The following is a 17,674-nucleotide window of genomic DNA, read 5'->3' as shown; positions in this document are numbered from 1 at the left end:
TCCGCCACCGTCACCGTCACCGGCTCCGCCACCGTCGCCGACTCCGCCACCGTCGCCGCCATCGTCACCGGCTCCGCCATCGTCACCGGCTCCGCCACCCTCGCCGGCTCCGCTTCCGCTCCCGCCCGCGAACGGCACGGCGTACAGCACCACGAACACCCCCAGCCCGACCACGGCCGCCGCCTCGGCCAGGGACAGCACCAGCAGGCCCGCCGAGACCTGTCCCCCGCTCCAGTACACGACCAGCGCGGCCAACGGCACGACGCAGAACGCCAGCAGGTCGACGGCGCACTGCACGACCTTCCGGGACACGCGCCGGGCATCACCCCGGTGATAGGTCTCCCACCGGAAAGCCGCCTCACCGCCCGTCAGTTCCGCCAGGCGCGGCCCCAACTCCCCCCGCACATACCGCCCGATGGCCGAGATCTTCTCGTCGTTGACCAGGTAGGTCCACCCCAGCACCACACACACCGGCGGCAACGCCAGCAGCATGGACGTCTGTTTGGCCTGGGCCGCCGCGGCGATGACGGCGGCCACCACCGCCAGGGTCACGTACAGCAGGTTGTCCCGGAACCCGATCCGCGCCTTCTGCTCGTCCTTGACGCTCTGGTACTCGGCCAGCAGCAACTGCCCCGCCCCGACGTCCTGTTCGGCCACTGCAACCACCCTCTCCCCCGATGAACCTGGCAGTACCTTAAAGGGGTGTCAGAGACAAAACCCACTGTCGTGGTCCTTACCGCACTCGCGCTCGAATACGCGGCCGTGCGTGCCCACATCGCCGACCGGGAGGAGGACGTCCATCCCGACGGAACCCGCGTCGAGACCGGCCGCCTGGACGGCACGCCCTGGAGGGTGGCGCTCGCGGAGTTGGGCGAGGGCGTGAGCAACGCCTCCGCGATGACCACCCAGCTCATCAACTGGCTCCGCCCGCAGGCCGTGCTGTTCGTCGGCATCGCGGGCAGCCTGAAGGAGGACATCGGCATCGGGGACGTCCTCGTCGGCACCAAGGTCTACGGCATCCAGGGCGGCAAGTGGACCCCCCAGGGCTTCCACTCCCGCCCCGAGGCCTGGCACGCGTCCAACGCCCTGGTCCAGGCGGCCCGTTCGGCCGTGCGGGACATGACGGACGTACGGCCGCACTTCAAGCCGATCGCCTCGGGGGACGTCGTCCTGGCCGACGCCGAGTCCGAAGTCGTCACGTTCCTTCGCGAGCACTACAACGACGCCGCCGCGATCGAGATGGAGGGCTCGGGCGCAGCCCACGCGGCCCATCTGAACGGCCAGGTGCCCGCACTGGTGATCCGCGGGATCAGCGACCGCGCAGACGCGAAGAAGAACAGGGCCGACGCCTCCGGGTCACAGCGACTGGCCGCCGCGCAGGCGGCCGAGGTGGCGATGGCGGTCCTGCGCAAGCACGAGCCACAGGACACGTCCGACACCTCCGGCACCACGGAAGGACCCCGACGCGACCCCGGCTCCGGCTCCGGTGGCGACCAGATCATCTTCCAGGGCGGGACCTACTTCGGACCCGTCATCGGGAAGATAACGGGGAACACGTGACATACGGGACACACAGGACGCCCGTAGCCTTCCACGATCCGTCACTTTGACCCAACCCCCTGTAGCCACCCCGCCCCCCACCCCCTACGTTGTCCCCCGTGCCCAGACCCCCGTCCCACACCCGCCAGGCAGGTCCTCCCTTCAACGCGCCCGCCGCCCGCAGGCTCCGCGTCGCCCTCGGGATGACCCCGGCCCACGTCGCCCACGGGCTCCGCGCGTCCTACGCCCTCGCGCATGCCACGCCCGACCTCGTCCACGCCTGGGAGCGGGGGACGCTCACTCCCGCCCACCCCGAACTCACCGCCCTCGCAGGGGTGTTGTGGTGTTCGCCCGCCGAGCTGATCGGACGGCCCCGCACGCTGCGCGAGCACCGCATCGCCCGAGGTCTCGCCCCTCAGGACGTGGCGCGGGCCGTGGGACACGAGTTCCCGGCGTACACGCGGATGGAGGAGAGCGGGCAGTGGCACGGCACGGACCGGCAGTCCGCCGCGCTCGCCGAGCTGCTTGACCTCTCGCTGCGCGACCTGATCACCGTCACCGGCCACGAGGCTGGGCTCGCCGACCTGCTGCGCACCGCCGTCCGCACCCGCTGGCAGGCGTACGTGAAACCGGTGAGCAGGATCGTCCCCCTGGACCGGCGGCTCCTGGAGGACGCGCTCCAGGAGCTGCACCGGGACTACCAGGGGCGGATGACCGCCACGCTGAGCTGGGGCGACGGCGGCGCGGCCGGCGAGGCGGGCGACGCCGGCCAGGCCTTCCTCGACCGCATCGTCGACGCCTTCTGGACGAGCCTGGAAAGCCGGACCGCCTAGAAGCGTCTAGAAGACGGACTCCGCCTCGACGATCCGGTCCTTCGGGACCGTCTTCAGCTCGGTCACCGCCTCCGCCAGCGGCACCATCACCACGTCCGTCCCGCGCAGCGCCGTCATCCGCCCGAACTGGCCGCGGTGCGCGGCCTCCACCGCGTGCCAGCCGAAGCGGGTCGCGAGGACGCGGTCGTACGCCGTCGGGACGCCGCCGCGCTGGACGTGGCCGAGAATGACCGGGCGGGCCTCCTTGCCGAGCCGCTTCTCCAGCTCGTACGCCAGTGCCGTGCCGATGCCCTGGAAGCGCTCGTGGCCGAACTGGTCGATCGCGCCTTTGCTGTAGTCCATGGTGCCGTCGGCCGGGTGCGCGCCCTCCGCGACGCAGATCACCGCGAACTTCTTGCCGCGCGCGAACCGCTCCTCGACCATCTTGACCAGGTCGGCGGGGTCGAAGGGGCGCTCCGGCAGACAGATGCCGTGCGCGCCCGCCGCCATGCCGGACTCCAGCGCGATCCAGCCCGCGTGGCGGCCCATGACCTCGACGACCATCACCCGCTGGTGCGACTCGGCCGTCGTCTTCAGGCGGTCCATCGCCTCGGTGGCGACGCCGACCGCCGTGTCGAAGCCGAACGTGCGGTCGGTGGAGGAGATGTCGTTGTCGATCGTCTTCGGGACGCCGACCACCGGCAGCCCGGCGTCCGACAGCATCCGCGCCGCCGTCAGCGTGCCCTCGCCGCCGATCGGGATGAGCGCGTCGATGCCGAAGTCGTGGATCATGTCGGAGGCGCTCTCGCAGGCCTCGCGCAGCCGGTCGCGCTCCAGACGGGAGGAGCCGAGGATGGTGCCGCCGCGGGCCAGGATGCCGCTCACAGCGTTGAGGTCGAGGGCGCGGTAGCGGCCGTCCAGAAGACCCGCGTAGCCGTCCTCGAAGCCGATGACCTCGTCGCCGTAGTTGTCGACGGCGCGGTGCACGACCGACCGGATCACGGCGTTCAGGCCGGGGCAGTCGCCGCCTGCGGTGAGAACTCCGATGCGCATCGTGCTGTGTCTCCTGCTCGCTGTGGGTACCGGGGAGCCTGGTTCGATTGTTTCACGCCGCCGAGCGGGCTGTCGCTTGACGGGCGCCGTATCTACGGCCAGGGGTACTGTCAAGAGGGATCTGCTCACCTAGGTGGGCGATTTTTGTGTCCCTGAAACTGCAAGGAAACGGAGAGCTCGCGTGACCCGCAGCGTGTACGTCACCGGTATCGACCGCGGCGACGGCCGCCAGGTCGTCGAGCTGGGGATCATGGAACTCCTGACCCGGCAGGTGGACCGGGTGGGCGTCTTCCGTCCCCTCGTCCACGACGGGCCCGACCGGCTGTTCGAGTTGCTGCGCGCCCGCTACCGGCTGGCGCAGGACCCGACGACCGTCTACGGCATGGACTACCACGAGGCGTCCGCGCTGCAGGCCGAGCAGGGGGCCGACGAGCTGGTCTCGACCCTCGTCGACCGGTTCCACCGGGTCGCCCGCGACTACGACGTCGTCCTCGTCCTGGGCACCGACTACGCCGACACCCAGTTCCCCGACGAACTCGCCCTCAACGCCCGCCTCGCCAACGAGTTCGGCGCGTCCGTGATCCCCGTCGTCGGCGGCCGGGGACAGACCGCGGAGTCCGTGCTCGCCGAGACCCGCAACGCCTACCGGGCGTACGAGGGCCTCGGGTGCGACATGCTCGCCATGGTCGCCAACCGGGTCGACCGCGAGGACCGCGACGAGATCGCCTCCCATCTCGCGGGCCGCCTGCCCGTCCCCTGTTACGTGCTGCCCGACGAGCCGGCCCTGTCCGCGCCGACCGTGGCGCAGATCAGCCACGCGCTGGGCGCGAGGGTGCTGCTGGGCGACGACTCGGGGCTGGCCCGCGACGCCCTCGGCTTCGTCTTCGGCGGGGCCATGCTGCCGAACTTCCTGGCCGCTCTCACGCCGGGCGCACTGGTCGTCACCCCGGGCGACCGGGCCGACCTGGTCATCGGCTCGCTCGCCGCGCACAGCGCCGGCACCCCGCCGATAGCCGGGGTGCTGCTCACCCTGGGCGAGGTCCCGACCGACGAGATCCTCACCCTGGCCGCCCGCCTCGCCCCCGGCACCCCCGTCGTCTCGGTGCCCGGCAACAGCTTCCCCACCGCCGAGCAGCTGTTCTCGATGGAGGGCAAGCTGAACGCGGCCACCCCGCGCAAGGCCGAGACGGCGCTCGGTCTCTTCGAGCGGCACGTCGACACCGGTGAGCTGCTCAAGCGGGTCTCCGCGCCCAGCACCGACCGGCTCACGCCGATGATGTTCGAGCACAAGCTCCTCGAACAGGCCCGCTCCGACAAGCGCCGGGTCGTCCTCCCGGAGGGCACGGAGGAGCGGGTGCTGCACGCCGCCGAGGTGCTGCTGCGTCGCGGCGTCTGCGATCTCACGCTCCTCGGGCCCGTCGACCAGATCCGCAAGAAGGCCGCCGACCTGGGCATCGACCTCGGCGACTGCCAGCTGATCGACCCGGCCACCAGCGAGCTGCGCGACTCCTTCGCCGAGCTGTACGCCGGTTTCCGCGCCCACAAGGGCGTCACGGTGGAGCTGGCGTACGACGTCGTCTCCGACGTGAACTACTTCGGCACGCTGATGGTGCAGGAGGGCCTCGCCGACGGCATGGTCTCGGGCTCGGTGCACTCCACGGCCGCGACCATCCGCCCGGCCTTCGAGATCATCAAGACCAAGCCGGACGCCGACATCGTGTCGTCCGTCTTCTTCATGTGCCTCGCCGACAAGGTCCTCGTCTACGGCGACTGCGCCGTGAACCCCGACCCGAACGCCGAGCAGCTCGCCGACATCGCGATCCAGTCGGCGGCGACCGCCGCGCAGTTCGGCGTGGAGCCGCGGATCGCGATGCTGTCGTACTCGACGGGCACGTCGGGGTCCGGCGCCGACGTCGACAAGGTGCGAGAGGCGACGGAGCAGGTCCGCGCCCGGCGCTCCGATCTGAAGATCGAGGGGCCGATCCAGTACGACGCGGCCGTGGAGCCGACGGTCGCGGCGACCAAGCTGCCGGGGTCCGAAGTCGCCGGGCAGGCCAGCGTGTTGATCTTCCCGGACCTCAACACCGGCAACAACACCTACAAGGCCGTGCAGCGTTCGGCCGGCGCGATCGCGGTCGGGCCGGTGCTGCAGGGGCTGCGCAAGCCCGTCAACGACCTGTCGCGGGGCGCCCTCGTGCAGGACATCGTCAACACCGTCGCCATCACGGCGATCCAGGCCCAGACCTCGAGTGAGAAGGCAACCGCCCAGTGAGCCCCGACCACCCGTCTCCCACCACCGCCCTTTCCGACGAGCTTCGCTCGGCCCCTCCTACGCGGGTCCTCGTCCTCAACTCCGGCTCCTCGTCGGTGAAGTACCAGCTGCTCGACATGCGCGACAGCAGCCGGCTGGCGAGCGGGCTCGTCGAGCGCATCGGCGAGCAGTCCTCCCGGCTGAAGCACACGCCGCTGGCGGCCGGCGGCGAGAGCCGTGAGTGGAGCGGGCCGATCGCCGACCACGACGCCGCGCTGAAGGCCGTCGCGGAGGAGCTGGCGAAGGACGGGCTGGGGCTGGACTCCCCCGAGCTCGCCGCCATCGGCCACCGCGTGGTGCACGGCGGCAAGCACTTCACCGAGCCGACGGTGATCGACGACGCCGTCCTCGCCGAGATCGAGCGGCTGATCCCCGTCGCGCCGCTGCACAACCCGGCCAACCTCACGGGCATCCGCACCGCGACGGCGCTGCGGCCGGACCTGCCCCAGGTCGCCGTCTTCGACACCGCCTTCCACACGACGATGCCGGAGGCCGCGGCCCGCTACGCGATCGACGTCGAGACCGCCGACGCGCACCGCGTGCGGCGCTACGGCTTCCACGGGACCTCGCACGCGTACGTCTCCCGGGCGACGGCGAAGCTGCTGGGGAAGACCCCCGAAGAGGTGAACGTCATCGTGCTGCACCTGGGCAACGGGGCGTCCGCGTCGGCGGTCGAGCGGGGCCGGTGCGTGGACACCTCGATGGGGCTCACCCCGCTGGAGGGCCTCGTCATGGGGACCCGCTCCGGGGACGTCGATCCGGCCGTCATCTTCCATTTGGCGCGCGTTGGGGGAATGTCCATCGACGATATCGACACTCTTCTCAACAAGAAGAGCGGTCTGATCGGGCTGTGCGGTGACAACGACATGCGGGAGATCCGGCGCCGGATCGACGAGGGCGACGAGCGGGCGAAGCTCGCCTTCGACATCTACATTCACCGGTTGAAGAAGTACATCGGCGCCTATTACGCGGTACTCGGCACCGTGGACGCCGTCGCGTTCACCGCCGGGGTCGGGGAGAACGCGGCTCCGGTGCGGGAGGCGGCCGTCGCGGGCCTTCAGTCGCTGGGGCTGGCGGTGGACGGCGAGCTGAACGCCGTACGAGGCGACGAGCCGCGGCTGATCTCGCCCGCCGGCGCGCGGGTGGCGGTCGCCGTGGTGCCGACGGACGAGGAACTGGAGATCGCCACACAGACCTACGCACTGGTGGAGCGGTATTGATATGCGGCTCCGCCGCATGGCGACCGAGCAGCCGCGTTGAATTGCGGCTCCGCCGCGTGGCAACTGAGCGCATCCCTTCTCATTTGCATCTTCCGCCAGACGGAATATTCCGTAGCGAAACAAACCGATAGGATCGCCCCATGCGCCGTTCGAAAATCGTCTGTACTCTCGGCCCCGCGGTCGACTCCCACGAAATGCTCGTGTCGCTGATCGAGGCCGGCATGAACGTTGCCCGCTTCAACTTCAGCCACGGCACGCACGCCGAACACCAGGGTCGTTACGACCGGGTCCGGGCCGCCGCCAAGGAGACCGGCCGGGCCATCGGCGTCCTCGCCGACCTGCAGGGCCCGAAGATCCGCCTCGAGACCTTCGCCGAGGGTCCCGTCGAGCTGGTGCGCGGTGACGAGTTCACCATCACCACCGAGGACGTCCCCGGCGACAAGACGATCTGCGGCACGACGTACAAGGGCCTGCCCGGTGACGTCTCGCGCGGCGACCAGATCCTGATCAACGACGGCAACGTCGAGCTGAAGGTCCTGGACGTCGAGGGCCCGCGGGTGAAGACCATCGTCATCGAGGGCGGTGTCATCTCCGACCACAAGGGCATCAACCTGCCCGGCGCGGCCGTCAACGTGCCCGCGCTGAGCGAGAAGGACATCGAGGACCTGCGGTTCGCGCTGCGCATGGGCTGCGACATGGTCGCGCTGTCCTTCGTCCGGGACGCCAAGGACGTGAACGACGTCCACCGGGTCATGGACGAGGAGGGCCGCCGGGTCCCCGTCATCGCCAAGGTGGAGAAGCCGCAGGCGGTGCAGAACATGGAGGACGTCGTCATGGCGTTCGACGCCGTGATGGTGGCCCGTGGCGACCTCGCCGTCGAGTACCCGCTGGAGCGGGTCCCCATGGTGCAGAAGCGCCTCATCGAGCTGTGCCGGCGCAACGCCAAGCCGGTGATCGTGGCGACCCAGATGATGGAGTCGATGATCACCAACTCCCGTCCGACCCGCGCCGAGGCCTCCGACGTGGCCAACGCGATCCTGGACGGCGCGGACGCGGTGATGCTGTCCGCCGAGTCGAGCGTGGGCGCGTACCCGATCGAGACCGTGAAGACGATGTCGAAGATCGTCACCGCGGCCGAGCAGGAGCTGCTCAGCAAGGGTCTGCAGCCGCTGGTGCCGGGCAAGAAGCCGCGGACGCAGGGTGGTTCGATCGCCCGTGCCGCCTGCGAGATCTCCGACTTCCTCGGCGGCCGTGGCCTGGTGGCCTTCACGCAGTCCGGCGACACCGCCCGTCGGCTGTCCCGCTACCGGGCGTCCCAGCCGATCATCGCCTTCACCACCGACGAGAACACCCGCAACCAGCTGGCGCTGAGCTGGGGCGTCGAGTCGCACGTCGTGCCGTTCGTGAACACCACGGACGAGATGGTCGACATGGTCGACCAGGAGATCGCCAAGATCAACCGTTTCAACCCGGGCGAGATCGTCATCATCACGGCCGGTTCGCCCCCCGGCGTCCCCGGCACCACCAACATGCTGCGCGTCCACCACCTCGGCGGCGGTTCCCGCGACTGATCCGGCAGCCCCCTGAAGGGGCGTGAACGACTCCCCCAGTGCCTTGAGGGCCTGGGAGGGACCGCTTGAGGGCGCCCCCTGCACCAGGGGGCGCCCTCAAGCGCTTGTGCGGCTCCCGAACGGGTCTGGGGGCGCTCAGCCGGCCGTCGTGTACTGGTGCAGTCCCGGCACGGTCAGCGTGCCGCCGAACTGACCCGCCTGCTGCACCTTGACGTTGGTGAAGTAGATCAGCGGGATGTTCAGGGGCGGCGGGCTCTTCGGGCTGAACGTGATCGGGATCAGACCGAACAGGTTCCCGGAGATGCTCTCCGTGTACATGATCGTGTCGCCGTCGCGGATGGTCGACGTGGTGCCCTTGCCGGCCTGCACATGGTAGGTCCGGCCCGACTGCTTGTCGTTCACCGTCTGGTGCAGGTCGCCGATGTCGGTCCCGTCGGAGATGACGTACTTCAGCACCTCCTTGACGGTGCCGTTGGCGGTCTTCACCTTGACGACGCCCTGGTAGTCGGCGCCCTTGAGGAGCAGCGAACTGGCGTTCAGGTACCAGGGGTCGTCGGGCAGCCTGACCTTGTTGTCGATGCCGCCCTCGTCGTCGGTGGCGACGGGGCAGTCCTCGGCGTTCGTGGTGGCGCTCTCCGAGGGGCTCGGCGAGGCCGTGGCGTCGCCGGCGGCCTTCTCGGCGTCCTTCGCCGTCTCCTCGGCCGTTTCGGCGGTGTCCTTGACGGTGTCCTTCACCGTGTCGGTGACGGCGTCCTTGGTGTCCTTGGACGTGCCGGAGGAGTCCTTGCCCGTACCGGAGGAACCGGAGGTGTCCGAGGAGCCGGAGCCCGAGTCCGACGACGAGTCGCCGGCCGAGGCCGATCCGGAGGCCGACGGGGACGGGCTCGACGTGGCCGTCGAGTCGGCGTCCTTGCCGTCGAAGAGGTCCGTGATGGCGTCGCCGACGGTCTCCAGGACGCTCTTGCTCGTCTCGGTGGCCGACGGGCTCGCCGTCGGGGTGTCACCGGACGTCGCCGACTTCGCGGGCGAGGACGACGCCGAAGGGGAGGGCTCCGCCGTGTCGCCGGAACCTGAATCCGACGAGGAGGAGCCGCCCTTGTCGCCCGAGTCGCTCGACGTGTCCTTGGAGCCGTCCTTGGAGCCGTCCGTGGACTCGTCCTTGGAGTCGCCCTTCGAGCCGTCCGCGTCCTCGCCGGCGCTGTCCGAGGCGGACGGCGACGGCGAGGCCGAAGCGGAGGCGTCCGCGCCCTCCAGGGCCGCCACGCAGTCCTTGTACTCGTCGATCGTGAGGCTCTTGGACGCCGGTTGATCCTCGGCGTTGGCGAGGGTGGGCGTGAAGCCCATCCCCATGAGAACCGCCGTCGGCATGGCCGCCAGGGCTATCGCCTTGCCGGCCGGCACGTGGAATCTCGTGAACAGCGGCTTCTTGGGTGCCGCATGGCGCGGCCCGGTGGTTCTCACGCGGGCAGCGTCCACGTCGCTCCCGGTGGAAACCTCGTCAGCCGGCACTGTGCCTCCCGTTCGCCCCGTTCGCCGGGCTCGTTCGTGACAGTTCGTGCAGATCGTGCGGATCGCCCGTCGCCTCGTCGTCCTTGGTGAAGGACGGCCCCGCGGTGGGGGCCGGGCCCGTGCTGTACGGGTTCACGGTGAGATCGCCCGCCGGGGCGGAACTCTCGGGAAACGCGCCCTCGGGGGCGTCTCCGGCGTTCGCCACGGCGTCCGGCGTCTGGGCCGGGGCGGGCGGCGTGCCCGGCGCCCAGGACACGGCCATCGCCCCGCCGATCAGCGCGAACAGGAAGCCGATGAGGAACCCGCCGAGGTTGGACACCGGGATGGAGACCAGGCCGAGCAGGATCGCCGCGACGCCCGCGAAGACCTGTACGTGCTTCTGAAACCACAGACTGATGCCGAGGACTCCCAGCAGCACCCCGATGATCAGCGACCCGGCGCCCGCGGTGGTCGACATCGCCAGCGTCAGGTGGCCCACCTGGAGGTGCGCGTAAGGGAAGTAGGCGATGGGGAAGCCGGCGAGAAGGACGAACAGGCCCGCCCAGAAAGGCCTGGTGCCCCGCCAGGCGCGGAACTGCTGCCTCCGGCGGGTGAACTGACCGGGGTCGGCAGGGGTCTCGGCGCTCATGGAAAACAGCTCCCTGGTGCGGCGGTTCTGTGGTGGTGAGGTGTACAGCGCGTGAAGACCCGGCCTTCACGATGGACGGGCGGGGGCGCCACCGGCTCCCCCGCCCGTCAGAGAGTGCTTAGTAGCACTCCTTGACACCCGTCGACAGCGACATCTTCAGGCCGCTGAGCTTGAAGGTTCCGGCGGTGGTGGCCCACGCCGTCTGCTTCACGTCGGTCAGCACGGCACGGTCCGCCTCCTGGGCGAAGCCGTACGGGTTGGCAGCGTCGCCGCTCTTGATGCCCGGACCCTTGGTCGAGTCCTTGGCCGCCACACCGATGTTCAGACCGGTGAACGTCGCGTTGCCGGCGTTGAGGTCTGCGACATCGATGTAGAGATTGTCGGCCTCGACCGGCGTACCGCCGCCGCCCGCCTTCAGCGTCAGGGTGACGGAACCGAGCAGCGGAATGTTCGGGGTAACCACGGACTGGCACATGTTCGTGATCGTCGCGCTCTTGAAGGCGGACACCGATACCGGGTGTGCCGTCTTCGAGCCGTCGAGGTTGTAACCCGAGTCGATCGCGCCGTACTGGATCATGTTGTGGCCGTCGAGCTCGTCGGCCGACACCTTGAACGACTGACCCGACACGCTGAACGACGCCGCGAGCGCACCCTGCGCAAGGGCGACACCTATGCATGCCGTGGCGGCGACGCTGGGCACCATGACCACAGCGAACCGCTTCCATCTGGTCCCGCCACGCACCTGGGACTCCATATTTCCTCCTTCTCGGACGTACATCTCCTGGCCCTGACTAGCCTCCTGAAACGGCGGCTCAGCCGGGCAGGGATGGGAGAAGTGCTACGTCCTCGGGAAGGGGAGCGCCCGTAACTCGGAGGCGCGTACCGCGCACCGATCACCGGCGATCACCCCCGAGCGACAACCACTGGTCGCGCCTGACACGCATCACGCACAACCTTGCTGGGCAGGCTTCGCGCAGCGAAGACCCCCCTGCCCAAGGGCCGGCGCCACTGCCGCCTGCCCTGCTCGGTGGGGACCCAGGAAAACCCGTTGACCCAACCGGCTGTCGGGGTACGGGATTGGACCGAGCGTGGCCGATCGTGGTGCATTCTCGCCGCCCGCACAAGGGGGTTCGTTACTGGCTAGTAACGGCCGGATAACCGAACAACGACCCACAGGTCTCGACCGGCAACGCAGGGTGTCATCCATGCCCAGGACAAAGACGTTGATCGATGGACAGAATCCGACAGACCAACGCCCTCGTCTTACTGGCAGTAACAGCGGCCGCGATTACCAAGATTTGGTAAAACGCGGCCGCGGAAGAGTCATCTCGGCAGAACTTTCACTCCGGCGACACGGGCTCTGACGTTTAGCGACTGGTCAGAACCCGCGCTCCGCCCGGATCAGAACAGCGCCCGCGCCAGCGCACGCCGGGCCGCCGCCACCCGGGGGTCGTCCGGCCCTACCACCTCGAACAGTTCGACCAGTCGCATCCGTGCGGCGTCCCGGTCGTCGCCGGCCGTGCGCTGCACGGTGTCGATGAGCCGCCCGAAGGCGTCCTCGACATGACCCCCCACCAGATCCAGGTCGGCCACGGCGATCTGCGCCTCGACGTCCCCCGGTCGGTCGGCCGCCTCCTTGCGCACCTGCTGCGGATCCATACCGCCCACCCGCTGAAGCAACTCGGCCTGCGCGAGCCCGAGTTTGGCCTCGCTGTTGCCCGGGTCGTCGGCGAGCACGTTCTGGTACGCCTGCACCGCGCCGCCGAAGTCACCGGCGTCCAGCGCCTGTACGGCGGCTTCGAGCAGTCCGTCGTACGGCCCGACCGGCTCGGCCGCGGCGGCCTCCGGACGGCCGCCCGGCTCGGCGTCGGGATCGACGCTCAGACCGGTGAGCCCGAACCGCTGCTCGGCGACCTGCACCAGCTGGTCGAGGGTCTGCCGGATCTGCGCCTCGCCGGCCGCCCCCTGGAAGAGCGGCAGCGCCTGCCCGGCGACGACCGCGAACACCGCCGGGATGCCCTGCACCCCGAACTGCTGCATCAGCATCTGGTTGGCGTCGACGTCGATCTTGGCGAGCAGGAAGCGGCCGTTGTACTCGACAGCGAGCCGCTCCAGGACCGGGCTCAGCTGCTTGCAGGGCTGACACCACTCGGCCCAGAAGTCGATGACGACGGGCACCTCGGCGGACCGCTGCAGGACCTCCCGCTCGAACCCCGCCTCATCGACGTCGATGACGAGATCGGCCGGGGAGACGGCCCCCGCGCCGCCCTGCCGCGCCGTTTCGGCGCGCGTCTGCTCCGCCTTCGCCTTGGCCTCCTGGGCCGCCTTCACCGCGGCGAGGTCGACGACTCCGCTCATGGACATGTTCCGTGGCTGCATGCGTCTATCCTCCCCCGTCAGCGCCCCTGCATGAAAAGCGTTCCGTGCACGTCCCCGACGACACGAGCTTACGCTACGAGTCGTAGCGTAATGGCACTGAGTGCCTCCACGACACCGTGCCCCTGGATCGCCCTCTGGTGATCTGCCTCACGGAAGCCCGGAACAAACCGCCGGTTATGGTCGGGGGATGCAGAGCCGCACCCCCGTATGCCGTACCGGCCGTCCGCGCAGCGCCGCCGCGGACACCGCGATCCTGGCTGCGACACGGGAGGCGCTGGTCGAACTGGGCTGGTCGAAGCTGACCCTGGGCGATGTGGCGACGCGCGCGGGCGTGGCGAAAACGACCCTCTACCGGCGCTGGTCCGGCAAGAACGAACTGGTCGTCGACGCGGTCGCGGAACTCTTCGGCGAACTCGAACTCCCCGACCGCGGCAGCCTCGCCGCCGACATCGAGGGCGTGGTCCTGCAGTTCGCGGCGATCCTGGCCCGCCCGGAGGCCAAGAGCGGCCTGATGGCGGCCGTCGCCGAGTCCACCCGCGACGACGCCCTGCGCGAACGCATCCGCGCCTCCATCGTCGACCCCCAGAAGGACCTCGTCCTGGAGGGCCGGGCCCGCGCCCACGCCCGCGGCGAACTCCCCCCGGAGTCCGACCCCGAGGAGGCGGCCCGCACGGCCGACCTCATCTTCGACGTGATCGCGGGAGCGGTGGTACACCGGTCCCTCGTGAGCGCCGAGCCTGTCGACGCCGAATGGGCCCGCACCTTCACCATACTCCTGCTGAACGGCCTGACCTCGTCGGCGACCGCCTGACGCCGGTTCCCTCCCACGAGTCACCCACCGCCCAGTTCGCACCAGACCAGCTTCCCGCGCGGGACGGGCGCTCCAAGAGAGTAGTGCCCCCACCGGTCGGCGAGTTCTTCCACGATCCCGATCCCGCGCCCCTCTTCACGGTCCACGCTGCACAAGAGCGGAAGCCGGGGCGGCACACTGCTGGTGTCCCAGACCGAGAGCCGCAGCCATTTCGCTGAACCCTTCACGCGGAGACAAGAAGGACCGGGAGCGTGCACATGCGCGTTGGTGACCAGCTCGGAGACCAACAGTTCGGCTGTGACGAGGAGTTCGCCGAACCCATGTGCGCGGAGGATCAGCCGCAGGGAGCCGCGCGCGACGCCGACGGCGAGGGGGTTGTGCGGGAGGTTGATGCTGTACTCCCAGTCGTCCTCGTTGTTCATGAGGCCTCCGTCCTAGGGAAGATTCACCGCTCGGATACACACAGTGTGTGCCGGTTGCGATACTGACGGTAGAGCGAGTGGAGCCAGATTTTCCACCACCTCCCACGAAAGAGTGACACCCAACTCCCAGAAAAGGACGGACTCTTGGCGCTACGAACCAAGATCAGTGAACGGCAGCGGCGCGTCGCGGCCGAGCTGCGCAGACTGCGCGATGCCCGCGGCATCTCCACGAACGACGCTGCTGCGGCGGCCGACATGAAGGCCCCTTTCCTGAGCAAGATCGAGGCCGGCCGCACGGCCGTCACCACCGACCGGGTGCACAAGCTATGCCAGCACTACGGGGGCATTTCTGCCCCATATCTTGAAGCCTTGGTCGCCATGTCCGAGTCCAGCGGCAAGGGCTGGTGGAGCGCCTATCAGGGAAGGGTCACTCAGTACGCGCTCAACCTCGCGGAACTGGAGGCCGGTGCGGTCAGCCTCTGCTCGTACGAGCCTTTGCTCGTCCCCGGCCTGTTCCAGACCGAGGAGTACATCCGGGCTCTGTTCGCAGACGTGAAGCCCAAACATGCCACAGCCGAGGACGCCATTGCCTTCAGGCTGGAGCGGCAGCGACCTCTCGTGGGCGAGAACGCCCCCGCTGTGCACGCCGTGATCCACGAGGCCGCCCTGCGCATGCACTACGGCGGCTCCAGTGTTATGCGCAGGCAACTGCTGCATCTCATCGAACTGTCGAGATTGCCGAACGTGACCATCCAGGTCTTCCCGTTCCGCGCACGAACCTTCCTGGGCGTCAGCACTCCGTTCCTGTACGTGCGGCCGCCGGTCGAAGAACTGGCCACGGTCGTACTGGAACATCCGAACGAGCCGATCTACCGTGACGCGCAGAACCACCTGTCCCAATACCGAGCGCTCTTCTCCCGGTTGAAGGAGTCCGCACTCCCACCGATCGCGCCTTCGAACGCACCCGAAGCGCAGGCAGTAGCTAGCTCCCTGATGCTGATCCAACACCTCTTGTACGACCTCTAGAGAGGCCCACAGTGCCCCAACTCGCTTGGCAGAAATCGTCGTTCAGCGGTGACGAGTCCGGCAACTGCATCTACCTTGCCGCAACCCCCGACGGCACCCTCCGCCTCCGTGAGAGCGACGCCCCGGACGAGATCATCACCACTGGCCCGGTCCGCCTCGGTCACCTCATACGGGCGGTGAAAGCAGACCGCTCGACCTGGCCACCGCACGCAGCAGGTCATGGGGATAACGGTGCGGCATCCTGATTCCCGTACGGCTGGTGAACAGCGGGCCGCCGTGGGTGCTGTCACGGGGTGGGCGGCGGCGTGACAGGTAGGCGTTGACGGCATCGCCGACCAGCGGCGGCAGAGCCACCAGCCGGTGTCCGCCCGCAGGGTTTGGCAGGCGCAGCGTATCGGCGCCGATACCGATGTCCCGCTCGGTGCTGAGGTCGTCGAGGTTGACGGCCAGCAGCAGGCCGGAGCGTAGAGCGAGGCCGAGTTGCAGGTAGCCGCAGGCGCGGTCCTGGTGAGGATGGGTCGACACGTGCCGGCCCCGCTCGTCGAACGCGGCGAGAAGTACCGCGATCTGCCATGAGCCGAGACCCGCCGGAGTCAACTGGGCGGGATTCGTGAGACGCGGACGGCGGGCCGCCGGATTGTACACGACAGCGTCACTACGGAGCGCATACGCGTAGAACGAGCGGACCGCGGAGACGCGCCGCGCGGTGGCGCTGTGCGGTACCCCGGAGCGATGCGCCCACAGTGCGATGTGCTGGGCGGCGACTCTGTCCCATGCCGGGCCAGTCTCGCGGCAGCGATCGAGCCAATCAGTCACGTGGCTCCGATAGTTCTCGCTTGTTCGAGTTGGGGGTGTGGCCGCCTGAGGGGGCCCGCAGGTTGCGCGAAGGCAGCAGAGCAGCCCTGACCTCCAAGGGGGTGGGCGGTTTTCCGTGCCGGCTGGACGAAGGTTGGTCAGGGACTTATAGCCGAGACCGGACTCGGGCTGGAGCCCCCGTAGCCCCGTCACCCCACCCTTTCAACCTCAGCGTCACCGTTGCCGTCAAACACCCCTGGGGCCCACCGAACATCGGCGGGCCCCAGGGGCTTTCGGGTCGAAGCGAAGAACCGTCATGCTCAGATTCTTCAGTTCCGAGACCCTTCAGAAACGAGGCTCCGACCGAAGCCGCAAATCCCTGAATTCATTTGAGTCAACCGACTCAGCGCCGAATCCAAGGGATTCAGACGCGAACAACCGCAGAGCCCATCACTTCTTCGAGATCATCGAAATTCCACCCATCGCAAAGGAGAACATTCGAGCGAGAGCCTTTCGGACATCCGAGTCGCGGTCAAGTCGCTCCAATGACTCGAACCTTTCCGGAATGAGATCGATTGTGGATATTCCTCCAGCTTCCTTTCTGTCTGCGGACGAGAACAATACGAGGCACCTGTATGCATGCACAGCGCCCCCTCGCTCTTCCCGCATCAGTGACTGGAGGGCGACAGTGCCATCCTTGACCTGACTGCGGAGCGCGTCCACCGAGGACCACCGAGTCGCCCAGCATCGCTCCTCTGCTTCTAGCTGGATCGCCAGTAGCATTTCGAAGCTGATCTGACATACCCGAAATTCAGGGTCTGTTGAACGAATCAGAGCCATCAGGCACTACTCCGGATCATAGACATCGATGCGCATTTCTGTATCCGGGTCGATGCGCCCGTCCGCGATCCTTCTTTGAAGTTCATCCTTACGGTGATGCCCTCCAAGGATTTTGCCGTCACGCGAAACCATGATTCCGTCACCTTCGCCAGGGTTGTTAATGCCGTCCAGGAGCTCTTTATCGCTCAGCCCCTCGTGGTACCACTGCGACGCTGGATCTCGAGGTCGCCTGACCATCGCGATATTTCCCCGATGTCGCCAGCCTTTTCATGGCGAGTCGTAATCCCCGGCCCGCACCCGGAGTTATGTACGAGGACCGGCGTAGCCCCGCCAGCACATAGTACGTGTGGGGGTCTGCGACGGTGAAGTTGCAGGTTCTGGCTATCCTGGTGAAATAGCCGTTTCCTGTGACGATGACGGCGCAGACGCCGAGAAACACTCCACCAACTCAACCCCATCGAGACTCGTCATTCCCCGGCTGGCCAGTCCCCCAAGGCAGAAGCCAAGAGGTCGCCGTGCGTCAGCCCTGGGATCTCTGAGGCTATACGATAAACGATCGGGCCAACCTGCCAGCCAGTGTCATAATCAAATGGAGGAGTCTCCCCAGATGCATTATGCGCGAGCTTCGCTACTATTTCCGCGAGTCGCAACAATAGATCCTCAGTAACGGCAGGAGGGTTCTCCTTATCCAATCGGCGCCGACGAATTTGATCGAAAATGGCACGCGCACCCCGCCATTCATCCCTTTTCGAAACTAG

16 protein-coding genes and 1 pseudogene are annotated in these 17,674 nt (G+C 68.3%); 8 read left to right on the top strand and 9 right to left on the bottom strand.

Annotated elements, in window-relative coordinates; genetic code table 11:
- Nucleotides 1-120 precede the first annotated feature (120 nt).
- Nucleotides 121-657 (bottom strand): annotated as a pseudogene (locus ACIBAF_RS39425) (hypothetical protein); the annotation flags it as partial.
- A gap of 45 nt (nucleotides 658-702) precedes the next feature.
- On the opposite strand from ACIBAF_RS39425, the gene ACIBAF_RS39420 reads away from it, so the two are divergent.
- Both ACIBAF_RS39420 and ACIBAF_RS39415 read left to right on the top strand, forming a co-directional pair.
- Nucleotides 703-1,560 carry a 5'-methylthioadenosine/S-adenosylhomocysteine nucleosidase gene (locus tag ACIBAF_RS39420; protein WP_399469901.1) on the top strand — a complete coding sequence of 286 codons (858 nt, stop codon included), beginning with the start codon at nucleotides 703-705 and terminating at the stop codon, nucleotides 1,558-1,560.
- 182 nt (nucleotides 1,561-1,742) lie between these two features.
- The gene (locus tag ACIBAF_RS39415) at nucleotides 1,743-2,372 is read left to right on the top strand and encodes an XRE family transcriptional regulator (protein ID WP_399469925.1); all 630 of its coding nucleotides are present in this window, start codon (nucleotides 1,743-1,745) and stop codon (nucleotides 2,370-2,372) included.
- Between the two features lie 6 nt (nucleotides 2,373-2,378).
- On the opposite strand, the gene ACIBAF_RS39410 is transcribed toward ACIBAF_RS39415, so the two are convergent.
- Nucleotides 2,379-3,404, bottom strand: a complete 1,026-nt coding sequence (locus ACIBAF_RS39410) for an ATP-dependent 6-phosphofructokinase (protein WP_079659442.1) — start codon at nucleotides 3,402-3,404, stop codon at nucleotides 2,379-2,381.
- Between the two features lie 181 nt (nucleotides 3,405-3,585).
- Between ACIBAF_RS39410 and pta the strand changes: the two genes are divergently transcribed.
- The 3 genes from pta to pyk all read left to right on the top strand — a co-directional run bounded on the left by pta (nucleotide 3,586) and on the right by pyk (nucleotide 8,506).
- The gene (pta, locus tag ACIBAF_RS39405; RefSeq protein ID WP_399469899.1) at nucleotides 3,586-5,676 is read left to right on the top strand and encodes a phosphate acetyltransferase; all 2,091 of its coding nucleotides are present in this window, start codon (nucleotides 3,586-3,588) and stop codon (nucleotides 5,674-5,676) included.
- A complete protein-coding gene (locus ACIBAF_RS39400; RefSeq protein WP_399469897.1) occupies nucleotides 5,673-6,935 on the top strand; it encodes an acetate kinase in 1,263 nt (420 codons plus the stop codon). The genes pta and ACIBAF_RS39400 overlap by 4 nt, the downstream gene beginning before the upstream one ends.
- A 140-nt stretch (nucleotides 6,936-7,075) precedes the next feature.
- Nucleotides 7,076-8,506: a pyruvate kinase gene (pyk, locus tag ACIBAF_RS39395; protein WP_399469895.1), complete on the top strand. Its 1,431-nt coding sequence runs from the start codon at nucleotides 7,076-7,078 to the stop codon at nucleotides 8,504-8,506.
- A 135-nt stretch (nucleotides 8,507-8,641) separates the two neighbouring features.
- On the opposite strand, the gene ACIBAF_RS39390 is transcribed toward pyk, so the two are convergent.
- The 4 genes from ACIBAF_RS39390 to ACIBAF_RS39375 all read right to left on the bottom strand — a co-directional run bounded on the left by ACIBAF_RS39390 (nucleotide 8,642) and on the right by ACIBAF_RS39375 (nucleotide 13,022).
- A complete protein-coding gene (locus tag ACIBAF_RS39390) occupies nucleotides 8,642-10,015 on the bottom strand; it encodes a hypothetical protein (protein WP_399469893.1) in 1,374 nt (457 codons plus the stop codon).
- The gene (locus ACIBAF_RS39385; RefSeq protein WP_399469891.1) at nucleotides 10,005-10,643 is read right to left on the bottom strand and encodes a DUF6114 domain-containing protein; all 639 of its coding nucleotides are present in this window, start codon (nucleotides 10,641-10,643) and stop codon (nucleotides 10,005-10,007) included. The genes ACIBAF_RS39390 and ACIBAF_RS39385 overlap by 11 nt, the downstream gene beginning before the upstream one ends.
- Before the next feature lie 118 nt (nucleotides 10,644-10,761).
- Nucleotides 10,762-11,397 carry a DUF6230 family protein gene (locus ACIBAF_RS39380; RefSeq protein WP_399469889.1) on the bottom strand — a complete coding sequence of 212 codons (636 nt, stop codon included), beginning with the start codon at nucleotides 11,395-11,397 and terminating at the stop codon, nucleotides 10,762-10,764.
- 647 nt (nucleotides 11,398-12,044) lie between these two features.
- A complete protein-coding gene (locus ACIBAF_RS39375; RefSeq protein WP_399469887.1) occupies nucleotides 12,045-13,022 on the bottom strand; it encodes a tetratricopeptide repeat protein in 978 nt (325 codons plus the stop codon).
- Between the two features lie 187 nt (nucleotides 13,023-13,209).
- Here ACIBAF_RS39375 and ACIBAF_RS39370 point away from each other — a divergent pair, with 187 nt between their 5' ends.
- Nucleotides 13,210-13,833 carry a TetR/AcrR family transcriptional regulator gene (locus tag ACIBAF_RS39370; protein ID WP_399469885.1) on the top strand — a complete coding sequence of 208 codons (624 nt, stop codon included), beginning with the start codon at nucleotides 13,210-13,212 and terminating at the stop codon, nucleotides 13,831-13,833.
- Nucleotides 13,834-13,853: 20 nt separating this feature from the next.
- Here the strand turns inward: ACIBAF_RS39370 and ACIBAF_RS39365 are convergent, their stop codons facing one another.
- Nucleotides 13,854-14,255 carry an ATP-binding protein gene (locus ACIBAF_RS39365; RefSeq protein ID WP_399469883.1) on the bottom strand — a complete coding sequence of 134 codons (402 nt, stop codon included), beginning with the start codon at nucleotides 14,253-14,255 and terminating at the stop codon, nucleotides 13,854-13,856.
- Nucleotides 14,256-14,399: 144 nt separating this feature from the next.
- On the opposite strand from ACIBAF_RS39365, the gene ACIBAF_RS39360 reads away from it, so the two are divergent.
- Both ACIBAF_RS39360 and ACIBAF_RS39355 read left to right on the top strand, forming a co-directional pair.
- Nucleotides 14,400-15,281 carry a helix-turn-helix domain-containing protein gene (locus ACIBAF_RS39360; protein ID WP_399469881.1) on the top strand — a complete coding sequence of 294 codons (882 nt, stop codon included), beginning with the start codon at nucleotides 14,400-14,402 and terminating at the stop codon, nucleotides 15,279-15,281.
- A gap of 11 nt (nucleotides 15,282-15,292) precedes the next feature.
- Nucleotides 15,293-15,526, top strand: a complete 234-nt coding sequence (locus ACIBAF_RS39355; protein ID WP_399469879.1) for a DUF397 domain-containing protein — start codon at nucleotides 15,293-15,295, stop codon at nucleotides 15,524-15,526.
- On the opposite strand, the gene ACIBAF_RS39350 is transcribed toward ACIBAF_RS39355, so the two are convergent.
- Both ACIBAF_RS39350 and ACIBAF_RS39345 read right to left on the bottom strand, forming a co-directional pair.
- Nucleotides 15,447-16,289 (bottom strand): tyrosine-type recombinase/integrase, encoded by an 843-nt coding sequence (locus tag ACIBAF_RS39350; protein WP_399469877.1) that lies wholly within the window; start codon nucleotides 16,287-16,289, stop codon nucleotides 15,447-15,449. The genes ACIBAF_RS39355 and ACIBAF_RS39350 overlap by 80 nt on opposite strands.
- Nucleotides 16,290-16,922: 633 nt before the next feature.
- Nucleotides 16,923-17,048: a hypothetical protein gene (locus ACIBAF_RS39345; RefSeq protein WP_399469875.1), complete on the bottom strand. Its 126-nt coding sequence runs from the start codon at nucleotides 17,046-17,048 to the stop codon at nucleotides 16,923-16,925.
- Nucleotides 17,049-17,674: the final 626 nt, after the last annotated feature.

Source organism: Streptomyces sp. NPDC051677 (genome assembly GCF_044453465.1).
In the GTDB taxonomy this organism is placed as follows: Bacteria; Actinomycetota; Actinomycetes; order Streptomycetales; family Streptomycetaceae; genus Streptomyces.
This window is presented reverse-complemented; position numbering and strand designations above follow the sequence as displayed.